This is a genomic window from Marinoscillum furvescens DSM 4134 (assembly GCF_003386095.1).
Classification (GTDB): Bacteria; Bacteroidota; Bacteroidia; order Cytophagales; family Cyclobacteriaceae; genus Marinoscillum; species Marinoscillum furvescens.
The window spans coordinates 150,873-168,951 of sequence record NZ_QREG01000009.1; the positions used below are offsets into that span (position 1 = coordinate 150,873).

Annotated in this window: 17 protein-coding genes; 11 read left to right on the forward strand and 6 right to left on the reverse strand. The window is 45.5% G+C overall.

Going from position 1 to position 18,079, the window contains the following annotated elements:
• Positions 1-9 precede the first annotated feature (9 nt).
• Positions 10-1,215 (forward strand): glycosyltransferase family 4 protein, encoded by a 1,206-nt coding sequence (locus C7460_RS11525; RefSeq protein WP_115868257.1) that lies wholly within the window; start codon positions 10-12, stop codon positions 1,213-1,215.
• On the opposite strand, the gene gldB is transcribed toward C7460_RS11525, so the two are convergent.
• On the reverse strand, positions 1,181-2,170 hold the full coding sequence (gene gldB, locus C7460_RS11530; protein ID WP_147302921.1) for a gliding motility lipoprotein GldB: 990 nt from the start codon (positions 2,168-2,170) through the stop codon (positions 1,181-1,183). The genes C7460_RS11525 and gldB overlap by 35 nt on opposite strands.
• Positions 2,171-2,214: 44 nt before the next feature.
• Here gldB and C7460_RS11535 point away from each other — a divergent pair, with 44 nt between their 5' ends.
• The gene (locus C7460_RS11535; RefSeq protein ID WP_115868259.1) at positions 2,215-2,871 is read left to right on the forward strand and encodes a porin family protein; all 657 of its coding nucleotides are present in this window, start codon (positions 2,215-2,217) and stop codon (positions 2,869-2,871) included.
• A 48-nt stretch (positions 2,872-2,919) separates the two neighbouring features.
• On the opposite strand, the gene C7460_RS11540 is transcribed toward C7460_RS11535, so the two are convergent.
• The 3 genes from C7460_RS11540 to C7460_RS11550 all read right to left on the reverse strand — a co-directional run bounded on the left by C7460_RS11540 (position 2,920) and on the right by C7460_RS11550 (position 5,709).
• On the reverse strand, positions 2,920-4,470 hold the full coding sequence (locus tag C7460_RS11540; RefSeq protein WP_115868260.1) for an Rne/Rng family ribonuclease: 1,551 nt from the start codon (positions 4,468-4,470) through the stop codon (positions 2,920-2,922).
• Positions 4,471-4,617: 147 nt separating this feature from the next.
• Positions 4,618-5,397: a tetratricopeptide repeat protein gene (locus C7460_RS11545; RefSeq protein WP_115868261.1), complete on the reverse strand. Its 780-nt coding sequence runs from the start codon at positions 5,395-5,397 to the stop codon at positions 4,618-4,620.
• A 6-nt stretch (positions 5,398-5,403) separates the two neighbouring features.
• Positions 5,404-5,709 (reverse strand): HU family DNA-binding protein, encoded by a 306-nt coding sequence (locus C7460_RS11550; RefSeq protein ID WP_262511851.1) that lies wholly within the window; start codon positions 5,707-5,709, stop codon positions 5,404-5,406.
• Positions 5,710-5,797: 88 nt separating this feature from the next.
• On the opposite strand from C7460_RS11550, the gene mutY reads away from it, so the two are divergent.
• The 5 genes from mutY to recG all read left to right on the forward strand — a co-directional run bounded on the left by mutY (position 5,798) and on the right by recG (position 11,555).
• The gene (gene mutY / locus C7460_RS11555; protein ID WP_115868263.1) at positions 5,798-6,856 is read left to right on the forward strand and encodes an A/G-specific adenine glycosylase; all 1,059 of its coding nucleotides are present in this window, start codon (positions 5,798-5,800) and stop codon (positions 6,854-6,856) included.
• A 14-nt stretch (positions 6,857-6,870) separates the two neighbouring features.
• Positions 6,871-7,335 carry a single-stranded DNA-binding protein gene (gene ssb / locus C7460_RS11560; protein ID WP_115868264.1) on the forward strand — a complete coding sequence of 155 codons (465 nt, stop codon included), beginning with the start codon at positions 6,871-6,873 and terminating at the stop codon, positions 7,333-7,335.
• Positions 7,336-7,357: 22 nt separating this feature from the next.
• Entirely contained in the window at positions 7,358-8,719 is a 1,362-nt protein-coding gene (gene gldE, locus C7460_RS11565; protein ID WP_115868265.1) for a gliding motility-associated protein GldE, read from the forward strand.
• A complete protein-coding gene (gene gldD, locus C7460_RS11570; RefSeq protein ID WP_115868266.1) occupies positions 8,719-9,294 on the forward strand; it encodes a gliding motility lipoprotein GldD in 576 nt (191 codons plus the stop codon). The genes gldE and gldD overlap by 1 nt, the downstream gene beginning before the upstream one ends.
• A gap of 167 nt (positions 9,295-9,461) precedes the next feature.
• Positions 9,462-11,555 (forward strand): ATP-dependent DNA helicase RecG, encoded by a 2,094-nt coding sequence (gene recG, locus C7460_RS11575; protein ID WP_115868267.1) that lies wholly within the window; start codon positions 9,462-9,464, stop codon positions 11,553-11,555.
• 11 nt (positions 11,556-11,566) lie between these two features.
• Here recG and C7460_RS11580 read toward each other — a convergent pair whose 3' ends face one another.
• Entirely contained in the window at positions 11,567-13,432 is a 1,866-nt protein-coding gene (locus tag C7460_RS11580; RefSeq protein WP_170147978.1) for a DUF4139 domain-containing protein, read from the reverse strand.
• Between the two features lie 253 nt (positions 13,433-13,685).
• Here C7460_RS11580 and C7460_RS11585 point away from each other — a divergent pair, with 253 nt between their 5' ends.
• The 4 genes from C7460_RS11585 (at position 13,686) to C7460_RS11600 (ending at position 17,594) form a co-directional block, all read left to right on the forward strand.
• Positions 13,686-14,087 (forward strand): hypothetical protein, encoded by a 402-nt coding sequence (locus tag C7460_RS11585; RefSeq protein ID WP_147302922.1) that lies wholly within the window; start codon positions 13,686-13,688, stop codon positions 14,085-14,087.
• A gap of 283 nt (positions 14,088-14,370) precedes the next feature.
• Positions 14,371-16,608, forward strand: a complete 2,238-nt coding sequence (gene katG, locus C7460_RS11590) for a catalase/peroxidase HPI (protein ID WP_115868270.1) — start codon at positions 14,371-14,373, stop codon at positions 16,606-16,608.
• A 131-nt stretch (positions 16,609-16,739) separates the two neighbouring features.
• Positions 16,740-17,114: a YccF domain-containing protein gene (locus C7460_RS11595; RefSeq protein ID WP_115868271.1), complete on the forward strand. Its 375-nt coding sequence runs from the start codon at positions 16,740-16,742 to the stop codon at positions 17,112-17,114.
• Positions 17,115-17,165: 51 nt separating this feature from the next.
• Entirely contained in the window at positions 17,166-17,594 is a 429-nt protein-coding gene (locus C7460_RS11600; RefSeq protein WP_115868272.1) for a hypothetical protein, read from the forward strand.
• On the opposite strand, the gene C7460_RS11605 is transcribed toward C7460_RS11600, so the two are convergent.
• A complete protein-coding gene (locus tag C7460_RS11605) occupies positions 17,591-18,019 on the reverse strand; it encodes an Hsp20 family protein (protein WP_115868273.1) in 429 nt (142 codons plus the stop codon). The genes C7460_RS11600 and C7460_RS11605 overlap by 4 nt on opposite strands.
• Between the last annotated feature and the right edge of the window lie 60 nt (positions 18,020-18,079).

Genomic DNA, 18,079 nt, shown 5'->3' on the forward strand with positions numbered 1-18,079 from the left:
TATAGTATAATGAGAGTCCTTTATGTACATCAGTATTTCAATACACCAGAAGATGGAGGCTGTATACGGTCTTACCATCTGGCTCGTGGGCTGGTGGCTGCAGGGCATGAGGTAACCATGATTACTTCACATAATGGACCTTCTCAGTCATGTGATATTGAGGGCATAAAAGTGCACTACCTTCAAGTTCCATATGCCAATAAGTTTGGATTTATTCGGCGTATTTGGGCGTATTTAGATTTCGTAAGACAAAGTAAACGAAAAGTCCGGCAGCTAGACCAATCCTTCGATTTGGCCTACGTAATGACTACACCTCTCACCACTGGACTGATAGCTCTTCATCTAAAAGAAGTTTATAATATTCCTTATTATTTCGAAGTAGGTGACCTTTGGCCGGAGGCCCCGATCAAAATGGGTGCGATCAAGAGTGGTTTCTTAAAACAGCTACTCTACCGATTTGAAAAGAAGTGCTATTTTGAAGCACAAAAGGTGATTGCACTTTCGCCTGCTATACGCAATTATATAGAAGCAAGCTGTCCGGAAACGAATGTATATGTAGTAACCAATATTGCGGATGTCAAGCGGTTCGAACCGACTCATAAATTGCAGCATTTCAATGCTGAACAACCGCTGCATGTTGGTTATTTAGGAACATTTGGAGCTGCTAACGATTTAGATAACCTGATAAAGGTGGCACGCGCATGTGCAGCACAACACGTGCCTGTAAAATTTACACTGATGGGGTCGGGAGGGCAATATGCACGCATTGCCAAGAAATCCCAGTCATTGGCTAACACAACTGTTTTGCCATTTGGCAATACTGCTGAGGTAGAGAAGCTTATGGAGCAGCTAGACGTCTGCTACGTATCATTCAAAAACCTGGAAATACTCAACACGGGCAGTCCCAACAAGTTTTTCGATGGACTGGCTGCAGGTAAATTGATCATCACCAATTTTGGTGGCTGGATTCGCAACCTGATCGAAAAAAACCAGTGCGGCTTTTATCATGACCCCACAGAGTCAGAAGATTTCATCAGGAAGATTCGCGAATTTGTAGACAACCCTCACCTGTTGCATACCTACCAAAAGAATGCCCGAACACTTGCTGAAAACTATTATTCCAAAGAACTACAAGTGCAAAAACTGCTCAATATAATGAGCAATCAGAAGCATATGTCCGTTAGCGACTCAGAGGTTTATATCCTGACTGCATAAAGATTTTCTCATTATCTCGCTCGGCGATCAGCTCTTTGATTGTGGCATTGGTTCGTTCCATATATTGCTCTACAATTCGCCATCCTACCCAGGCACCAATCCTACCAGGACACTTCTGACTGATTTCGTAAACATTGGGCCGCTCACCCAAAAACCTTCTTTTGGTCACATGACTCGTCTCATACAGGATTTCGTTTTCTACAAAATTGGCCCAAATGACGGATTCGTTTTCCTGGATGAGCGTCATTTCCTGTGGTGTATAGCCCAACAACAGGGAGTCCGCCGTGCATGGAAGCAGCCTACTGGCCAGGTAATACGTTTTGCCAAAATCTATCATTTCTGATAAGAGTGTACTTTTTTGTCCATTTTGGATTTTTTGCCCAGCCATGAACTTAGCAATAATAGCCGGCAGGTGCTCTTTGTCATATCTCCTCAGCATATATTCGGGGGTATTCTGAGGCTTGAAAGTAGCTCCATCGCCAATAAAAAAATCGATACCCACGATAATCAGCGAGTCACTTATAAACAAGTCATTGTACAAGCCAGTGACCGCCGTGACCAAGCGAGGCGTGCCTGTGCCAGGAAATAGCGATTGCATTTTTCCAAACAGTGTCTCCAGGTCTTCTGTAATAGGGCTTAGATCTTCAAAAGCTAGCTGAGCTTCCCGATAGAGGGTGTCAATAGCCTCATTGGTGATGATACCATGGAGTTTTTGAGCAAGAATACTATCATGTGGATATTCACTAGCGTGTAAAAAGTACGAAGCAAAAGATGGGTTTTCAGCAAGCAGCTTTTCTATTTCCTCAGCAGAGGATAGTTGGAACAACTCACGCTCAAGTCGGTGTACGGGAATCGATACCGTCTGCTGATCTATTTCAGGATTTGTTTTACATGAACTGGAAGTACCGCAGGCTCCCAATAAAAGAGCGGCAATCATTATGATAACTGTTCGCATACACCTTAATTTTAAGTCCAAATTTAGCCATTTAAGCAAACCGCATGCGCAAGATATTATTTTTACTCGCTCTGATCTTAGTAAGTTTTACCAGTCAGGCACAATCCAAGCTCGGCTTGAAATTCTCACCAGCAATATCTTCCAACAGGATCTCTCTGGTAGATAGTCTCAACGATGTAGAGCCTACGGGAAGCAGCTTCAAGTTTTCACTTGGACTGATCTACGACCATGAGCTTACCGAAACGTATTTTTTAAGCACGGGATTGATTTTTGTGCCTAAGCAAGTAGCCTTTGAAGTCACGGAAGAGTCCGACCAACCTTCGGCCCAATCACCAGATGAACCTGTACAAGAATACCGGCTGAACTACCTACAAGTGCCCGTTTCCCTTAAGCTGTTTACCAATGAAGTGCAGCCAGATACGAGAATTTTCTTTCAAGTAGGCTTAGCTCCTGAAATCAAGGTGTTTAGCGAACCAATGGAAGAGGAGTATGATATGGTAGAAGAGTTTAAGTCTGTAGACGCCACCATCTTATTTGGCGGAGGAGTAGAATATCGGGCTGGGATCAACACCACCCTGTTTGCCAGTATCACCTATCAGCGCGGGCTGGGCAATGTCATCAAAAAGGAATCGTGGGGATTTCAGGAAGAACTGTATATCAGAAGTACCTTGGTATCTCTAGATTTAGGCATTAAGTTTTAGACGAGAAATTAAGGCATAAAAAAAGGCGTCCGTTTTGGACGCCTTTTTTTATGTTTCGATCATCTCACCGCGACTGTTGAGCACTGAGTACTCTGTAAGTCCAAGCGACGAATCCTCAATGAGATTGACCCATTTAAGATATTTCATAAACCATTTTACTCTCTTCGAGAAAACACCTTTAGTGAAGTAAGCAAACAGATATGGGTGAAGTGTCACCGTAAATTTCTTTTCGCTACCGCCACTAAGTATGTGGTCAATTGTTTTTTCTACCTGATCAGCAATAGAAATCGCTGCGGTGATTTTACCAGTTCCCTGGCAGCTCGGACATACTTCACGCGTAGTGATGTTGAGCTCTGGCCTCACACGCTGACGTGTGATCTGAAGTAACCCAAACTTGGACAATGGAAGTACCGTGTGTTTGGAGCGATCATTCTTCATCTCCTCCTTGATCTTATCATACACTTTACGACGGTTTTCCGCCTTGCGCATATCGATAAAATCTACTACGATGATTCCTCCCATATCACGAAGACGAAGCTGGCGCGCCACCTCGGCTGCTGCCTGGAGGTTTACTTTTAGGGCCGTAGATTCCTGATCTTCTTCCTGATTGGACTTATTGCCACTGTTTACATCTATGACGTGGAGTGCCTCAGTATGTTCTATGATGAGGTATCCTCCGTTGGCTATGCTTACAGACTTGCCAAAAGATGTTTTGAGTTGCTTTTCTACCTTATAAGACTCAAAAATTTTAACTCGACTTTGATAAAGTTTGAGGATCTTTTCTTTATCAGGAGCTATTTTGTTGACATAGCTTCTGATCTCCTCGTACAAAGTCTTGTCGTCTACGACTATACTGTCAAACGACTCGTTAAGTACATCCCTTAAGATAGAGTTGGCCCGGTTCATTTCCCCGATCACTTTATCACGAGGTTTGGCCTTTTTGAGGGCACTGGTGCCGTCCTCCCAGATCTGAATGAGGTTGCGAAGGTCTTTGTCTAGTTCCTTCACGTCTTTACCCTCAGCTACTGTTCGGATAATTACTCCAAAGTTTTCCGGTTTGATTGAGCTGATTAGTCTGCTCAGTCGCTTCCTTTCATTGGAGTCGCTAATTCGTTTTGATACATTTACCGCCTTTGAAAAGGGTACCAATACCAGGTACCTTCCGGCTATAGACAACTCGCAAGATAATCGCGGCCCTTTAGTGGAAATTGGTTCTTTCACGACTTGCACCAGAATCTTCTGGTTCTTCGTGAGAACCTGGTTGATTTTACCAAGCTTGTGTATATCTGGCTCATGTTTAAAGCCAGTAAGCTTGTAGCTCATATTTCCTTTGGTGAGCGCAAGCTTGGTAAATTTATTGAGCGATTGGACTTGAGGACCAAGATCCAGATAGTGCAAAAATGCGTCCTTTTCGTACCCAATGTCTATAAAAGCGGCATTGAGGCCCTGGACAACTTTCTTTACACTACCTAGATAGATGTCTCCAACGTTGAATCTATTTCCATCTTCTTCCTGATGGAACTCAACCAGTTGTTTGTTCTTAAGAAGGGCTATTCGACATCCGTTTTGAGTTGAGTTGATGATTAGTTCATTACTCACTATACTCAAAAATTAGATGTACGAATGATTACTTCTTCTTGTGTCTGTTTTTTCTAAGTCTCTTCTTACGCTTGTGAGTTGCTATCTTATGTCTTTTTCTTTTCTTACCGCAAGGCATAATCTTAATGTTTTAGTTACTTAAATACTTTAAAAATCTTTCATATAGTTAGATGCTGTAGCTTTTAGGGCTGGGTCAGCATCTTGTTTACTCATCAATTGCTCGAAAACTTCTTTCGCTGCTTCATTATTTTCGCTTTCTGCATGTGCTACTCCTAGGTAGAAGAGCGCTTCATAGTCGCTAGTATCTAAAGCAAGAAGCCGTTCGAATCGTTCCGTGGCTCTTTCATATTGACCGGATCTGATGGCCAATAATCCCAGATTCAAGGTGGCTTCCCTGTTTTCAGGGTCTTCCGCCAGCACTTCTCTGAGCAGTTGTACACCCGCCATTGGCGCCTCTGTAGTCATCAGCGTCATGGCAAGCTTGTTTTTCCACGAACTATTCGTCGGGTCTGTTTCCAACAAGTTTCTGAACACGTCTCCGGCCTGAGCTGCCAATTGTCGAGCTTTATCCGGCTGTGAGGCCATCTCAAATGCTCGATAATAAACCATGGCTGCCGCCTGCTGTGCTGCTACTGAAGAATCCGACTGAAGATAAGCTGCATATTTTGCGGCACTATCGGTCATCTGATACTTGAGATACAGCTGAGCCAAAGAGTCCGCAAAGTTAATACTTTTTTTTATATCTTCAGAAGCCTTAAGTTGCTGTCTTAGAGAAGCAAAGGCTTGCTGATCTTCATCACTGATAGAAAAGTCATGAGATTTTACTTCTGCAGTGGTTTCATTTTCAACTACCACACGTGGCAACTGATAGATCAGCACTACAGCCGCGAGGCTCACGACCACTACAAGAATTTGTTGTCGGCTCATGCCATTTTATTTCAGACTTTTGCTGCTTTTGATTTTCTCCGTGAAGATTTTAGAAGGCTTGAAGCTAGGAACATAGTGCTCGTCGATAACAATCGCGGTATTCTTGGATATGTTTCGTGCTATTTTCTTCGCTCTCTTTTTATTGACAAAACTGCCAAATCCTCTCACATAGATGTTCTCTCCCTCAGCCATGGAATTTTTCACCACGCTAAAAAATGCCTCTACAGTTACTTGAACATCTGCCTTATCTATACCGGTTTTATCCGATATCTCATTTATAACATCCGCTTTTGTCACAGTCCTTATTTTAATTAATTGATCTTCTTTCGTTTTTCAGGCGGTCAAATTTAATTTTGGTCGGGGTAAATAAAAAACTAATGTTCATATTTAAACTAAATACTTGACAGACCTACCAAACCAATTCGCCAATCAGCTAATTGATTGGTATTCAAGAGTTAAGAGAGATTTGCCTTGGAGGAAGACCCGGGAGCCATATAATATTTGGTTATCTGAAATAATACTGCAACAAACACGCGTAGATCAGGGACTTCCCTACTATAATCGTTTTGTGGAGCAATTTCCCACAGTGCATGACCTGGCTGCTGCAGACACTCAGGAAGTACTCAAGCTGTGGGAGGGTCTGGGCTACTACTCGCGAGCGAGAAACCTCCACTCCACAGCCAAGCACATTGCGAATGACCTCAACGGAAAGTTTCCTACAGACTATAAAGGACTACTAAAACTTAAAGGTGTAGGCCCCTACACTGCGGCGGCCATTGCCTCCATTGCTTATCAGGAAGCTGTTCCAGTTTTGGATGGAAACGTTTTTCGATTTGCGTCCAGATACTTTGGTATCCAAAAGGACATAGCTGAGCAGAAAAACCGGCAGTCCTTTATGAATGTGTTGGAAAAGGTCATTCCACATGACGCGCCTGATACGTTTAATCAAGCCATGATGGAATACGGTGCTACTGTATGCAAACCTTTACCCGCTTGCAATGATTGCTCCTTTGCGCAGGCTTGCTATGCTTACACGCACAAGTTACAGGGCCAATTGCCCATAAAGTCTAAAAAAGTTAAGGTAAAGGAAGTCTATATCGACTATCTGATCTTTGACCATGATGGCCACACGCTCATGCGCAAAAGACAGGATAGTATATGGACCGGGCTCTTCGAGTTTCACAACCTTTCTGCCGATGCACCTATAAGCGAAGAGCAAATAGCGGCCAGTTTGAAATCTTACAGAGGAGTGACCATAGAACCACCAGCAGCACCAGTGAAGCACCTACTGAGCCACCGAAAGTTATGGGTTCGTTTTTTTCGTGTAAATATATCCGGACGAGCTACCTTTGATCAGTTGGCCAAAGATTTGGAGCTGCGCATTTATAGCCACGAAGAAGTGTTAACTTTGCCACGACCAAAAGTGATTGTTAACCACTTGCATCAAGTGGGATTTTAATTTATTTTTAATTTATGGCAGGAGTAAATAAAGTAATTCTCGTAGGCAACTTAGGAAGAGATCCAGAAGTAAGGCATCTTGAAAACGGTGCTGTGGTAACAAACTTTCCAATAGCAACCTCTGAGACGTATAAAGATAGAAATACAGGAGAGCGAAAAGAACAAACCGAGTGGCACAACATCGTGCTTTGGAGAGGTTTGGCTGAAGTAGCTGAAAAATACCTAAAGAAAGGTGATCAGGTATACATAGAAGGTAAACTACGCACACGTTCGTGGGAAAAAGACGGAGTAGTGCGCTATACTACCGAAGTAGTGGGCGATCAGATGACTATGCTAGGCAGCCGCAGCAGTGGTGGAGACAATATGGGCGGTGGCCAGCCTCAGCCGAGCCAGCCCGTGGCACAGCCTCAAGCACAAAGTAACCCCACAGGTGGAGCGTCCGTAGAAGAAGATTCAGCGACCGACGATCTACCTTTTTGATGTTTAACTAAAAAACACCTTTTTGGAGACCGCACTAGACGACCCTTACCCCTCGATAATCTTATTGGCGATATCACAGCTTCCCATTACCTTTTATTTGGTCAATGGGATAGGGATTCTCATTTTGCTCTTCCTTTCCGGACTTATCTCCGGATCGGAAGTGGCTTTTTTCTCACTCTCACACGACCAAATACAAGACGCCAAAACCTCCCCCAACAAAAGCGATGAGTTTATCTCACGGCTGGTACTAGACCCTAAGCGGCTGCTGGCCACCATTCTTATACTCAACAATCTAGTGAATATCTTCATTGTGACTATATCCACCTTTGCCACATGGAAAGTAGTAGGAAGCAAAGATGCAGGTGGTGCCGTGATCGTGATCCTAACGGTGTCCATCACAGTGCTGATTATCTTCTTCGGAGAAATAGTACCTAAGGTATACGCCAACCACAATAGTGTGAGCTTTGCGCGGTTTGCTGCACCGCTGCTAATAGCTGCAGACAGAGTACTGCGCCCCATATCCTGGTTTTTGATGGCACTGAGCAATGTCATCGAGCGACGAATAGAAAAGAAAGGATACAACCTTTCTGTAGACGAAATCAACCATGCTCTTGAAATCACCGCTGAAAAGGAAGCTACGGAAGAAGAAAAAGACATGCTAAAAGGCATCGTCAACTTCAGTACGCTCTCTGTAAAGCAAATCATGAAGTCTCGGATTGATATCACTGCCATAGACGTGGAAACGGACTTTCATGATCTCATGGACAAAGTCAACAAAACAGGCTACTCGCGAATCCCGATTTATAATGAGACCGTAGACAAAATTGAAGGAATCCTGTACATCAAGGACCTCCTCCCTCACCTGGATAAATCTGAGCAGTTTAAGTGGCAAACGCTTTTACGTCCTGGATTTTTCGTGCCGGAGAGTAAGAAAATTGATGATCTGTTCCGGGATTTTCAGGAAAAACAAGTGCACATGGCTATTGTGGTGGATGAGTACGGTGGTACCTCAGGCCTCATTACCATGGAGGACGTGATCGAGGAAATCGTGGGCGAAATCAATGACGAGTTTGATGAAGATAGCGATATCGCTTACAATAAACTTGACCCCAATACGTATGTGTTTGAGGGAAAAACGTCACTGAATGACTTCTGCAAAATTACCAGTGAAGACCCGGCACTTTTTGATGAGGTGAAGCGAGAGTCCGAATCACTAGGCGGGCTCCTTCTGGAGCTCAACACGAAACTGCCACATGCAGGTGAGAAAATCCAGTTTAATCACATCCTTTTCACCGTAGTAGCAGTCGACCAGCGACGAATCAAACGGGTGCGTGTATTTATCAATCCTGAAAAAGTAGGTCAGGCTAAAGAATTTGAAGATTAATGAAGAATGCTTTTGCAATACTTGTGGCGCTGTGGCTATTGGCAGCATGCAGTTCACAAGACTTTTTACCCAAACCAAAAGGCTATAACCGCATCGACCTTCCCGGTCACGAGTATGTGAGCCTGGCAGATAGCTTTCCCTATCACTTTGAATATTCGGCGCATGCCAAAATACTGAAGGACAGCTCCTGGATCGCAGAGCGGTACTGGATAGATATCTACTATCCTGAATTGGAAGCCAACTTTCAGATTACCTACAAGCCTATCAAAAGCAAAGAGCATCTGATGGAAGAATACCTGAGTGACTCTTATCGGCTGACGGCTCAGCACAATGTGAAGGCGTATGCTATTGAGGAAAAAATCCTGGAGCTACCGAATGGAGATTATGCCTCTTTTACGGAGCTGGAAGGAGAAGTGCCTACACAGCTGCAGTTTCACGTGACCGACAGTACCACGCATTTTCTGCGTGGTGCCTTGTACTTCAACGTAGCCACTAAAAACGACTCGCTTGCTCCTGTGATTCGCTACATGAAAGAAGATGCCCTGCAGATGCTGCAGACCCTGGAGTGGCGGTGATAGCCGAGCTTGATTACCCGAAAAATCTGGTAAGGTCTCTGTTGCTTTGTAATACTCGAAAGCTCCTAATTATTTCATTTGTACGACAGTATTTTTCAATAACTGCTCGCCAATATCCGCACCCAAAAGAGTCAGGTCATATTCATCCTTAGGCTTAACTTAGCGGCATGGCTACTTTCTTCGAGCGAAAGATCGAGTTTCTAAAAGGTGTAGGCCCCCAGCGTGCCGAGTTGCTGCAAAAAGAGCTGCAGATCTTCACGTATGCTGACTTATTACAGCATTATCCCTTTCGCTACGAAGACCGCACCAAGTTTTACAAAATCAGCCAGGTCCGTGAGAACCAGCCGTTCATCCAGGTCATTGGAAAGTTTGTGCGCTTTCAGCTGGCTGGCGCCGGGCGTAAGCAACGACTCGTCGGCACATTTGCTGACGAGACGGGCACCATAGAGCTGGTGTGGTTTCAGGGCATCAAATGGGTACAAAGCAGAGTAGCCGTGGGTGTGCCTTACATTGCTTTTGGCAAACCTGCCCGCTTTGGTAGCAAATACAGCATAGCGCATCCAGAGATAGAACCCCTTACGGAGAAAAACAAACAGGGAAGCTACCTGCAGCCCGTCTATCACACTTCCGAAAAGCTCAAGCGAAAATTTATTGACAGCAAGGCCATCAGCAAAATGATGAAAATGCTGCTGATAGATGCGGTCAATCACATTACGGAGACGCTTCCCGCACCGCTGATCGATCAGTACCGGCTGATGGATAAAAAATCTGCTATGGTGCAGATCCACTTTCCGCGCAATGCACAGGAACTACAACGCGCACGGTACCGGCTCAAACTTGAAGAGCTCTTTTACATCCAGCTTCGCCTCCTCAAACTCAAAATCTCACGGATAGAAAGTTTTCCGGGTATCCGGTTTGACAACAGCGAGTTGCTTAACACTTATTATAAAAACCACCTTCCTTTCGAACTTACCGGGGCCCAAAAACGTGTGGTCAAAGAAATTTATCAGGATTTTCGCTCTGGTAAGCAAATGAACCGTTTGGTACAGGGCGATGTGGGGAGTGGCAAAACGATGGTGGCCTTTCTAAGCATGCTCATCGCCATCAGCAATGGTACCCAGTGTGCGTTTATGGCGCCCACAGAGATACTCGCTGAGCAGCACTACAAAGGCTTGAAAGAATATGCCGACTTGCTCGGTATCCACATAGCGAGACTAACGGGATCCAGTAAAAAATCTGAACGCAAAGTCATCGACCAAATGCTCCAATCAGGCGACTTGCCCATACTGGTAGGCACGCATGCCGTACTGGAAGACAAGGTAAAATTTAAAAAACTGGGACTGGCGGTAATTGACGAGCAGCACCGCTTTGGCGTAGCGCAGCGTGCCCGACTTTGGAAAAAGGGCAACAACGCCTACCCACATGTGCTAGTGATGACGGCCACACCGATCCCTCGTACACTGGCCATGACGCTTTATGGCGACCTGGATGTATCCGTAATCGATGAGCTGCCAGCGGGCCGAAAGCCCATCAAAACTTATCACATGCGAGATTCGCATCGGCTGAAGATGTTTGGCTTTATAGAAAAAGAAATCCAAAAAGGCCGTCAGGTGTATGTGGTGTACCCATTAATAGAAGAATCTGCCACGCTGGACTACAAGGATCTGATGGATGGCTATGAAAGCATGAGCCGGCGATTTCCTGACTACCAGCTGTCCATCGTGCATGGTAAGATGAAAGCAGAAGATAAGGAATGGGAAATGCAGCGTTTCGTGAGAGGTGAAACCAAGATCATGGTAGCTACTACGGTGATCGAGGTGGGGGTAAATGTGCCAAATGCGTCTATTATGGTGATCGAAAACGCGGAGCGCTTTGGCCTCTCCCAACTGCACCAGCTGCGCGGACGGGTGGGACGTGGTGCAGAGCAGTCTTACTGTATACTTATGACGGGCAACAAACTTACCACTGAAGGCAAAGCCCGTGTACAGACGATGGTGGAATCTATCGATGGATTCAAAATAGCAGAGGTAGACCTGAAACTGCGCGGACCCGGAGACCTCATGGGCACACAGCAAAGTGGACTTACCGAGCTGATGATCTCAGACCTGAGTAAAGACACAGAAATTCTCAAGCTAGCCCGATCACTGGCAAGCGAGCTTTTGGCGAAAGATCCTGAGCTAAAAGCACCCGAGAATCAGGTGGTACGTACCCAGGTAAATGCCCAGCGCAAAAGCAATGTAAACTGGAGCAGGATCAGTTAATGTCATTTTTCCTACTCTAAAATTACTTGCTCCCTTTTCGGGTATTTCACCTGATAGCCAAATTCCAATTCCTTTTGATCCCCAGCTTTTAGCTCAAAATTCCACACCAATTTTCCGGTAGCCTCCTCATGTGTAGCGCCTTTGTGGTTGAGCACTTCCACCTCCACATTGTTGTTGACCGAGACGGGCAACTGATCTTTCACGAGAATCTTGACCGCCTTTGATTTGTTATTCTTCACCAATATTTCAAAGCGGCGGGTTTCTTCGGTGTTGTTTCCAATCACACGTTTTTTACTATACTCCTTCACCTTATTTCGGCGAACGACAATGGACTGATCACGCCCCAGAGATATATCCAGTGTGTCATCTACGGCATTTCCTTCCAGTATCGTACGGCCTACGTAAGCATCTTCGAAATAGAGGTTGGCTTCTCCCTGTAGTAAGTTGTACTGATTCCAATCCAATATCCGGGCTTGCAAAAACACATCCGTGTCCACCTTTGGTACAACGATGTACTGATAATCAGCCTCCACATCATAGGCAGTGAGCTCTACGGTCAGCTTCGAATTGTTGGACTTCAGGCTGTAGGGTTTTTTCACTTCAAACTCTACCGTAGTTTGATTTTCTACGGTGTAGGTAATGGGGATTTTCTCGACCTTCTTTTGCGATCCATAATTTTTTCCGATCTGGACTCCACTGACCCTGCCTGCCAAAGCAGAAGACGCATACCCTGAAACTACCACTTCTTGTAATTCGGTCACGTCTGGAGCCAGCCTTACATTGACAGTTCGCGATTGTATAGGAATCGTCTGTTGGGTATAACCGATATAAGAAACCTCCAACGCTGTAGCTCCTGCAGGCAGCGTAAGGTCGAAGCGACCTTCCAGATCTGTAACCGTGCCCACCGTAGTGCCTTGAACCACCACATTGGCTCCAGGCAAAGACTCGCCAGATTCTTCGTCCATTACCACACCACTTACGCGATCGATCAACCCAAGGGATTTATTGGAATTGGTACTTCTGGTATAGCGTGCATAGTTGAGGTTCCAGGTAGATAGCTCGGGGATCACTCCCGACTTGTTGGGGTCACCGTTTGAAAATCTAAGCTTTACCTGATCCCAGTCTACGCCAGTGTTTTGATACACCGATGCCTTATAAGTAAGTTTTAAGGGTTGCTCAATGTCCTGTACTCTCACATCATACGATGGAAACCAACCGGCATTGGCTACTATGTAAGAAAGTTCGAAGGTGGCATTGACTGCTCGGGTAGTTTCTACCTCCATGAGTATCTGCCCGATGGACTTACCGGAAGAGCGAAAGACAGCCAGCTGCTGGTTCAGGACTTCTATACGCGATTCCTTTTCCTCTACTTCATTGACTATTTGCAGCATTTCCTCATTGATCAGTGTGAGCTGCTCATCGTAAAATGCCACTGCCTGGCGTAACTCAGCTATACTCGGGCCAGACTGCTCACCGCCTAGTACCTGATTGGCAAGCAGTAAATCAGATTTGCGCTTGAGCACGTCTTTTCGGCCATGCAACTTATCGAGCTCCGCTTCTAGTTGTTCTATTTGCTTCGAATACTTTAGAGCATCATCCTGCTGAGATTGTTCTGTTAAATAATCCTGTTGGCCTTTTACAGAAAGTATCGTCACTCCAGGTGGCGATTTTACCTGAATACTCTTTTCATCTATATAAGGTGAAAGCTTATCCACAAGTAGGATAAACTTTCCTTTGGGCAAATCCATAGCTCCTGTTCTGCTGACTTGTGCTCCATTTAGAAAGACGGTGACTTCTTTGATCTCTGTTTTGAGGTTTTTTTGACCATGGACGAGCGTGAGCCCGAAGAGCGCGACAAAAAGAAATAGGTTTTTCATAAGCAATGCCATTGACTTAGGAAAAGCTAGCCATTGTCCGTAAGCTTTCAAATAATTTCTATGGAATCCATGCAACCTTTTACACCCCGTTTTGAATGCTAAAAGTGTCCGGTTTTGTGCACACTTTCCCGCACTACCGCACAGAACCCCCACAGCTCATTTTTGTATCTATTTGTTTATCAATGCTTTAACAGTTTTGGCACATTCCTTTCAATACAACTGGCACAAGTCAAAAACTCAAAATATTACGGACATGAATATCATTAAAAAAATCTCAGGAATTGTAGCCATCATCACACTCATCAGCACCAGCACACTGGCCAACGGCAACAGCACGGCGGAAAGTCAGTCGGTAAAGAAAGCTCGCATAGCTGTAGAATCTGCACCGGCTTACGACTGGAAGACCCTGGCCGAAAGCGCTAAAATCTGCTTTGAAAAAAATCAAAATACGGAGCAAGCACTCGAGTGGATCAATAAATCTATCTCACTGGAAAAAGATCCGATGAACCTTGAAATCCTCGCGGACTATTATGTGAGCAACGGGGAAACGGATAAAGGAATCGAAAAGCTCGTAGAAGCAATAGACGCAGGACGCGCACAAAACTTCTGGTTTGACTCCTCTAAAATTCAGGCAAAGATCTGGAAACTCAGATAGACTAAAGCGTATTACTCTTCCATAACTGTACCCTGTCGGCTTACTCACCCGGCAGGGTTTTTTTATGGCTTTGGCACAAAGCCTAGACAAAACGCAGCCACAATTGTTTACCAAAAGATCCCTATTTCTAATCGCTAGGTCAGACAGGGTAGAATCTGGTTTGTTGTGATCCTTTTCATTAAATTTAATAGGAACGCATATAACCCATACTTATACACATATAGAATCAATATATTTTCCTTATCCTAATATTGTCACATCAATAACCTAAAAATTATCGCAAATGGAAAATCACAAACACTCAGGATCTTCTACGTATAACACAAACACTGGCGGAAAATGCCCTTTTACCGGAGGTTCGCTTAAGCAAAGTGCAGGTGGCGGCACCAAAAACAGGGATTGGTGGCCCAACATGCTCAACCTCGGCATCTTACGCCAACATTCATCGCTATCGGACCCAAACGACCCGGATTTTGACTATGCCGAAGAGTTTAAGAAGCTAGATCTGGCAGCGGTTAAAAAGGACCTGGCAGCGCTAATGACAGATTCACAGGACTGGTGGCCAGCAGATTACGGTCATTATGGCCCCTTCTTTATACGCATGGCGTGGCACAGCGCCGGCACCTACCGTATCGGTGATGGCCGTGGTGGCGGTGGCTCCGGCTCACAGCGCTTCGCGCCTCTCAATAGCTGGCCAGACAATGCCAATCTGGATAAAGCACGCTTGCTTCTTTGGCCCATCAAACAAAAATACGGTCGAAAAATCTCCTGGGCGGATCTAATGATACTCACAGGAAACGTAGCTCTGGAAACTATGGGCTTTAAAACTTTTGGTTTTGCAGGTGGCAGAGCAGATGTATGGGAGCCTGAAGAAGATGTATACTGGGGAGCAGAAACCGAATGGCTGGGAGACAAGCGCTATGAAGGTGACCGAGAGCTCGAAAATCCCCTGGGAGCCGTACAAATGGGACTCATCTATGTAAACCCCGAAGGACCCAACGGCAAGCCAGACCCTATCGCTGCTGCGCGTGATATTCGTGAGACTTTTGGCCGAATGGCAATGAATGACGAAGAAACCGTGGCTCTCATAGCGGGTGGACACACCTTCGGAAAAACCCATGGTGCTGCCGATGCGGAGAAATATGTGGGCCGAGAGCCTGCCGCCGCAGGTATTGAAGAAATGAGCCTGGGGTGGAAAAACACCTACGGCACCGGACACGGTGCGGATACCATCACCAGTGGACTAGAAGGCGCCTGGACCAAGACCCCTACTCAATGGAGCAATAACTTTTTTGAAAACCTCTTTGGTTACGAGTGGGAGCTTACCAAAAGTCCAGCTGGAGCTTATCAGTGGAAACCAAAAGACGGTGCCGGGGCTGGCACCATACCGGATGCACATGATCCCAGCAAGTCGCACGCTCCATTTATGCTCACTACGGACCTGGCGCTGCGCATGGACCCTGATTACGAAAAAATTTCTCGACGGTACTATGAAAACCCTGATGAGTTTGCAGATGCTTTCGCGAAAGCATGGTACAAACTGACACACAGAGATATGGGACCAAAGGTGCGCTACCTGGGACCAGAAGTGCCTCAGGAAGACCTCATCTGGCAAGACCCTATACCAGATGTAAGCCATCCTCTTGTAGACGAAAACGATATTGAAGGCCTAAAAGCCAAAATCCTGGAATCGGGACTGACGGTAAGCGAGCTGGTAAGCACGGCATGGGCTTCTGCATCTACTTTTAGAAACTCTGACAAGCGCGGCGGTGCCAACGGTGCACGTATACGACTGGCCCCACAAAAAGACTGGGAAGTAAACAACCCTCAGCAACTTGCCAGGGTACTCAAAACACTAGAAGGTATCCAGGAGGACTTTAACCAGGCGCAATCAGATAACAAAGCAGTATCGTTGGCCGACCTGATTGTGCTGGCCGGCTGTGCGGGTGTAGAAAAAGCTGCAAAAGATGCTGGCCATGAGGTGCAGGTGCCTTTCAACCCGGGACGAGCGGATGCCACCGCTGAGCAAACCGATGTGGAAGCTTTCGAAGCACTAGAGCCAGCGGCTGACGGCTTTAGAAACTACATTAAACCGGAGCATAAAGTATCCGCTGAGGAAATGCTCGTAGACCGGGCGCAGCTTCTGTCGCTTTCGGCACCAGAAATGACTGCTTTGGTAGGCGGTATGCGTGTACTGGGCACCAACTACGACGGTTCGCAGCATGGAGTGTTTACAAATAAGCCGGGTCAGCTATCCAATGACTTCTTTGTAAACCTGCTAGACCTCAACACTAAATGGCGAGCCAGCGATGAATCAGACAAAGTTTTTGAAGGCAGAGACTTCAAAACTGGCGAAGTAAAGTGGAGTGGCACCCGGGTAGACCTGATCTTCGGATCCAATTCCGAGCTAAGAGCCCTCGCAGAAGTGTACGGCTGTGCAGATTCTGAAGAAAAGTTTGTTAAAGATTTTGTGAAGGCCTGGGCCAAAGTAATGGACCTGGACCGGTTTGATCTGAAATAACTTAGTTAGTAAATCCACGGAAAGGCTGCTTCAAATGACTTGAAGCAGCCTTTTTTCGTACCACTCATCCGTCTATTTTGCCACCTGCCCGTATTTGATATCATGAGCCAAATCTCATCGTAAGCATATCCATGAAAACAATCGGAAACGTCATCTGGCTGGTATTTGGAGGGATCCTGATCGCTATAGAATATGCCATTTCTAGTGTATTGCTGATGGTCACCATAGTGGGCATCCCTTTTGGGATACAAACACTGAAGATGGCCGGACTGGCACTATGGCCTTTTGACAAGAAGGTGGTAACCCACGAACGCTCTGGCGGATGTCTCTATCTCATTTTCAACATCGTCTGGATCCTTGTTGGAGGATTTTGGATCGCAGTGACACATTTGGTGTTTGCTGTGCTATTTTTCGTTAGTATCATTGGCATACCCTGGGGTCATCAACATCTCAAATTAGCAGGACTAGCCCTTACGCCATTCGGCAAGGACGTAATCGGTCGTTGAGGTCCGTATTAGGGAAAACTGTGTATCTTCAGGTAACGACGCACTATAGCCATGAAACAGCAGTACATCCGGTTATTAAACAATCAGGTAGAAAAATTATCAGCCGAAGATTTTGATCTGGAGGCATGGAAAAGCTCTACAGAAACGGTACTCACCCGGATATTTGGTCCGGAAGACCCGAGAATCAAACAAATACAACAGCTCAAAATCGACTATAGCAGCTGGGCACTGCGTGACTCCAATGCTGGCTATCAGCCCATCGCATCGTGCAAAAGCAAAGGAAAGGAACTGCTGATCACGGCTATAGAAGAGTTGGAAACGTTTGGTGTTCCTACTTCGCAGGGGCAGGTGCTCGAGGAATTTTTCACGGCAAGTGAAATAAAAATCCTCCTCTCTGAACCGGATCAGGCCAAAGCCATCATCCGAAAACTCAAAAAGGAGGATTTACAGCAACTCGTGCTTCGCTTATTAACGCCTTAGCGTTTCAGTATTTCTATTTCGCGTTCGTATCCATTGGCCTGCCCATTGAGGGGTAGGTGAATGAATAGTTCGTTGTTTTCAAACTCTGCTACGATACCATCAAGGTCTACTTTGCTGGTAAGTGTAAGCATGGTCACCAAATAGGGTATGCTGATATAACTCACATTTGGCTCAGTCATTATGTGAAAGAGCATGAGATGATTGTCCCTAATTTCTATTTTTAAGCCTTCGGCACTTACTCCCGGTACCTTTACTTTTACCATCCATTCCTCTGGCTGACGCTCCACGTCGATATTTGGCTGAGCCATACCGCCATTGATCGTGTTGACGATTTCGGCTGTATGTGCCAGGTTCTTAATCAACAACTTATCTTCTACGTTCATATCGATCTCCTTTCCTTGATACATCCACTTTAGTGCAAGCATTGTACCAATATTATTTTACTATATAACTCTGTCACTATTACTATGTTACGAAAAATTGAC

What these genes read in the sequence shown, in the direction of transcription:
- C7460_RS11525 (WP_115868257.1), top strand. Translation starts at nt 10, where the DNA reads ATGAGAGTCCTTTATGTACATCAGTATTTCAATACACCAGAAGATGGA.
- gldB (WP_147302921.1), bottom strand. Translation starts at nt 2,170, where the DNA reads ATGCGAACAGTTATCATAATGATTGCCGCTCTTTTATTGGGAGCCTGC.
- C7460_RS11535 (WP_115868259.1), top strand. Translation starts at nt 2,215, where the DNA reads ATGCGCAAGATATTATTTTTACTCGCTCTGATCTTAGTAAGTTTTACC.
- C7460_RS11545 (WP_115868261.1), bottom strand. Translation starts at nt 5,397, where the DNA reads ATGAGCCGACAACAAATTCTTGTAGTGGTCGTGAGCCTCGCGGCTGTA.
- ssb (WP_115868264.1), top strand. Translation starts at nt 6,871, where the DNA reads ATGGCAGGAGTAAATAAAGTAATTCTCGTAGGCAACTTAGGAAGAGAT.
- gldD (WP_115868266.1), top strand. Translation starts at nt 8,719, where the DNA reads ATGAAGAATGCTTTTGCAATACTTGTGGCGCTGTGGCTATTGGCAGCA.
- recG (WP_115868267.1), top strand. Translation starts at nt 9,462, where the DNA reads ATGGCTACTTTCTTCGAGCGAAAGATCGAGTTTCTAAAAGGTGTAGGC.
- C7460_RS11580 (WP_170147978.1), bottom strand. Translation starts at nt 13,432, where the DNA reads ATGAAAAACCTATTTCTTTTTGTCGCGCTCTTCGGGCTCACGCTCGTC.
- C7460_RS11585 (WP_147302922.1), top strand. Translation starts at nt 13,686, where the DNA reads ATGAATATCATTAAAAAAATCTCAGGAATTGTAGCCATCATCACACTC.
- katG (WP_115868270.1), top strand. Translation starts at nt 14,371, where the DNA reads ATGGAAAATCACAAACACTCAGGATCTTCTACGTATAACACAAACACT.
- C7460_RS11595 (WP_115868271.1), top strand. Translation starts at nt 16,740, where the DNA reads ATGAAAACAATCGGAAACGTCATCTGGCTGGTATTTGGAGGGATCCTG.
- C7460_RS11600 (WP_115868272.1), top strand. Translation starts at nt 17,166, where the DNA reads ATGAAACAGCAGTACATCCGGTTATTAAACAATCAGGTAGAAAAATTA.
- C7460_RS11605 (WP_115868273.1), bottom strand. Translation starts at nt 18,019, where the DNA reads ATGCTTGCACTAAAGTGGATGTATCAAGGAAAGGAGATCGATATGAAC.